This window comes from Streptosporangium sp. OZ121 (assembly GCF_051918885.1).
In the GTDB taxonomy this organism is placed as follows: Bacteria; Actinomycetota; Actinomycetes; order Streptosporangiales; family Streptosporangiaceae; genus Streptosporangium.
This window is the reverse complement of sequence record NZ_JBPXMC010000067.1, coordinates 1-4,486: the sequence shown is the minus strand read 5'-3', so window position 1 is coordinate 4,486 and position 4,486 is coordinate 1. Positions and strand designations below refer to the sequence as shown.

Here is a 4,486-nt window from a genome sequence, read left to right as displayed (position 1 = left end):
GTTTGGCCACGACCGCGCCCAGCCCGCCGGTGCCGCCGGTGACCAGCACCGTGCCCTCCGAACCGAACACCGACCGCTCCTCGCCACGGTCCGCGGTGCGGCTCAGTCCTGGCATCAGCAGGTGTCCGTCTCGTACCGCGACCTGTGGCTCGCCCGTGGCCAGCGCCTGAGCGACCGTGTCCGCGTCGAGGGAGTCGGTGTCCAGGTCCAGCAGTACGAGCCGGCCGGGCTGTTCGGCCTGCGCCGCTCGCACCAGACCCCACACCGCCGCCTGCGCCAGATCCGGCACCTCATCCGCGACCGCCACCACCGCGCCATGGGTGACGAGGACCAGCCGCGAGGAGGCGAACCGCTCCTCGGCCAGCCACCCCTGCACCAGGTCCAGCACCTCACGCGTCACCACACCCAGCTCACCGCCGGATGGGATGGCGACCAGCACCGCCTCCGACGGCTCGACGACCGAATCCAGGCCGGCTCCCGCCTCCAGCACCGCCCAGCGGGGTACTTCCGTGCTCGTCCCGGCCGCGATGGCGGTCCAGCCCACCTGGTGCAACCAGCCACGATCACCCGCAGCGGCCAGGTCGGAGGTCGACAACGGACGCAACGTGAGCGCCTCGACCTCCGCCACCGGCACACCGGACCCGTCGGCGATGGTCAGCGCCATGCTGGTGCCGCCCGTACCGATGATCTTCACTCGCAGGCTGGTCGCCGCTGTGGCGTGCAGGGACACACCCGACCAGGAGAAGGGCAGGAAAGGCCTGCCCGGCTCGGGTTCTGGCAGCAGGTCACCCAGCGCGCTGGCGTGCAGCACCGCGTCCAGCAACGCCGGATGCACCCCGAACCGCGCCGCGTCCCCATGCGCCTGCTCGGGCAGCGTGACCTCGGCGAACACCTCACCGGGCCGCGCCCAGGCCCGCGTCACCCCTTGGAAGACCGGCCCGTACTCCAGGCCGACCGCCGCGAGATCGTCGTACAGACCATCGACCACCACCGGCCGCGCGTCCACCGGCGGCCACTGCGCCAGCTCGAACGCCGCCACCGGCAGCTCGGCGGTCACCAGGCCCTGTGCGTGCTGCGTCCATCCGGCGGCGTCCTGGGAGCGGGAGTGGACCGTCAGCGGACGTGCTCCGGACTCCTCCACCGCTCCGACGACCACCTGGATCTGGACCCCGCCCTGGGCGGGCACCACCAGCGGCGCCTGGATGGTCAGTTCCTGAAGGTAGGAGCACTCGACCTCGTCGCCCGCCCGGATGGCCAGCTCGACCAGCGCCGCCCCCGGAACCAGCATCTGACCACCCACGAGGTGATCGGCCAGCCACGGCTGCGTGGCGGGTGACAGGCGGCCGCTGAAGATCACCGACTCGCCGCTGGCGACCTCGGTCACGGCGCTGAACACCGGGTGATCGATCGCGCCCAGCCCGGCGGCGTTCATGTCCCCGGCATCGGTCAGCGCGGGGATCCAGTACCGCTCGTGCTGGAAGGCGTACGTCGGCAGATCGACATGCGCTCTCGGGGTGAGGATCGCCGTCCAGTCGACTCCCACACCGTGGGTGTGCAGCCGGCCGAGTGCCTCGACCAGCGCCCGAACCTCGTCCCGGCCCTTGCGCGCGGTCGCGACGAAGGCGCCGTCCTGCACGCTCTGCTGAGCCAGCGCGGTCAGGGTGGTGTCCGGCCCGATCTCCACGAACACACCCGCCTGGCAGGCGGCCACCCCGTCGGCGAAGCGCACCGCTTCACGCACGTGCCGCACCCAGTACGCCGGGTCGGTGAGCAGCCCCGGCTCAGCGGGACGGCCCGTCACGTTGGAGACGACCGGGATGCTCGGCTCGCTGAAGGTCAACCCGGAGACGATCTGCTCGAATTCGGCGAGCATCGGCTCCATCAGGGGCGAGTGGAAAGCGTGCGAGACCCGCAGCCTGCGCGTCCGGACGCTCACCAGGCCCGCGATCTCCTCCACCGCGGCCTCGTCACCGGAGATGACCACGGCCTGAGGGCCGTTGACGGCGGCGATACCGACGTCCTGGCGGCCCTCCAGCAGCGGAAGGACCTCCGCCTCGGGGGCGGCGACGGCCAGCATCGCCCCGCCCTCCGGCAACGCCTGCATCAGCCGGGCCCTTGCGGAGACGAGGGTGCAGGCGTCGGGCAGTGAGAGCACCCCGGCCACGTGAGCGGCGGCGATCTCTCCGACCGAGTGACCCACCAGCACGTCCGGGGTGACACCGAGCGAGGTGAGCAGACGGTACAGAGCCACCTCGAAGGCGAACAGCGCCGGCTGGGTCATCCCGGTCTCGGCCAGCACCTCTTGCGGGCCGGAGAACATCGCCTCACGCACCGCACCTGGCAGCAGCGCGCAGATCTCGTCCAGCGCGTCGGCGAACACCGGGAACGCCGCCGCGAGGGACGCCCCCATGCCCACCCGCTGGCTGCCCTGACCGGTGAACAGCATCGCCACCCTGCCGTCGGCCGCCGCGGCTTCCGGCGTCGTCGTACCGTCGGCCAGGGCACGCAGGCCCGTCACCAGCTCGGCCCGATCGGCACCGACCACCACCGCGCGCTGCTCCAGCAGCGCACGGCCGCTCGCCAGCGTCCAGGCCGCATCGGCCGGGTTCAGCTCCGGCCGCTCCTCCACCCACGACGCGAGCTGCCCGGCCTGCGCCCGCAGCGCCTCGGGAGTCTTGGCCGACAGCAGCCACGGCGTCACCGGCAGCTCGGCGCCGGAGGGCTCCGGCTCCACCACCGGACCCTGCTCGATGATCACATGCGCGTTCGTGCCGCTGATCCCGAAGGACGAGATGGCCGCGCGGCGGGCGTGCCCGTTCTCCTGCCAGGGCACGGGCTCGGTGAGCAGTTCCACCGCACCGGCCGACCAGTCCACGTGCGGGCTCGGCTCGTCCACGTGCAGGGTCTTGGGGAGGAGCTCGTGACGGAGAGCCATCACCATCTTGATGACGCCGCCGACACCGGCGGCGGCCTGGGTGTGGCCGATGTTCGACTTCAACGACCCCAGCCACAGCGGCCGGTCCTCGGGCCGGTCCTGGCCGTACGTGGCCAGGATGGCCTGGGCCTCGATCGGGTCGCCGAGGGTGGTGCCCGTGCCGTGCGCTTCCACGGCGTCGATGTCCGCGGTCGACAGTCCGGCGTTGGCCAGCGCCTGACGGATCACCCGCTGCTGCGAGGGGCCGTTCGGGGCGGTCAGGCCGTTGCTCGCGCCGTCCTGGTTGATCGCGCTGCCGCGCATGACGGCGAGGATGTGGTGACCGTTGCGACGGGCGTCCGAGAGCCGCTCGACGAGCAGCATGCCGACACCCTCGCCCCAACCTGTGCCGTCCGCCGACGCGGAGAACGCCTTGCACCGCCCGTCCACCGACAGGCCACGCTGCCGCGAGAACTCGATGAACATGCCGGGCGTCGACATGACCGTGACACCGCCGGCGAGGGCCAGATCACACTCACCCGAGCGCAGTGCCTGTGCCGCCCAGTGCAGCGCGACCAGCGACGACGAGCACGCCGTGTCCACCGTGACCGCCGGACCCTCCAGGCCCAGGGTGTACGACACCCGTCCGGACACCAGACTGCCGCCACTGGTGTTCGCGGGAGTGCCCAGACCGTAGTCGTGGTACATCACCCCGGCGAACACGCCCGTCCGGCTGCCGCGCAGTCCCACCGGGTCCAGGCCCGCCCGCTCGATCGCCTCCCACGAGGCCTCCAGCAGCAGCCGCTGCTGCGGGTCCATCGCGAGGGCCTCACGCGGGCTGATCCCGAAGAACCCGGGGTCGAACTCGGCGGCCTCGTACAGGAACGCGCCTTGTCGCGTGTAGCTCTTTCCCGGTGCGCCCGGTTCCGGGCCGTACACCCCTTCCACGTCCCAGCCGCGATCGGACGGGAAATCGCCCACCGCGTCCCGAGCCTGCGCGACCAGATCCCACAGACCCTCTGGTGAGGAGACGCCGCCGGGATAGCGGCAGGCCATGCCCACGATCGCGATCGGCTCGTCGGCCACCGAGACATCGGCCACGACCGCCCGCGAGACCTGACCACCGGCCAGTTCTCCCACCAGGTAGTCGGCCACCGCCTCAGCGGTCGGGTAGTCGAAGATGAGCGTGGCCGGCAGCCGCAGGCCGGTCGCCGCGTTGAGCTGGTTGCGGAACTCGACCGCGGTGAGGGAGTCGAAGCCGAGGTCCTGGAACTGGCGCCGCGGTTCGATCGCCGACCCGTCGGCGAACCCGAGCACCGCCGCCGCATGCCCTCTGACCAAGCCGGACAGCATCGAATGCCGCTCAGCGGGGTCCAACGCGGCCAGGCGCTGCGCGAGCCCACCGGCCTGGCCCGCACGCCGCACCGGTGTGCGCCCGCTGGTACGGGTCTTGGTGAATCGTGCGGGGACGAGGACGGGGTGGTCGGTGTGCAGGGCGGCGTCGAGCAGGGCGAGTCCGTCGGGGATGGACAGGGGTTTGACGCCCGCTCGTTCCATCCGTCGCAGGTCGGC

The 4,486-nt window shown here is 72.0% G+C and carries 1 protein-coding gene; it reads right to left on the bottom strand.

The window, feature by feature from the left end; genetic code table 11:
* Positions 1-4,486 (bottom strand): type I polyketide synthase (locus ACTOQ1_RS42655; RefSeq protein ID WP_440074283.1); only part of this gene is annotated, 4,486 nt, incomplete at both ends.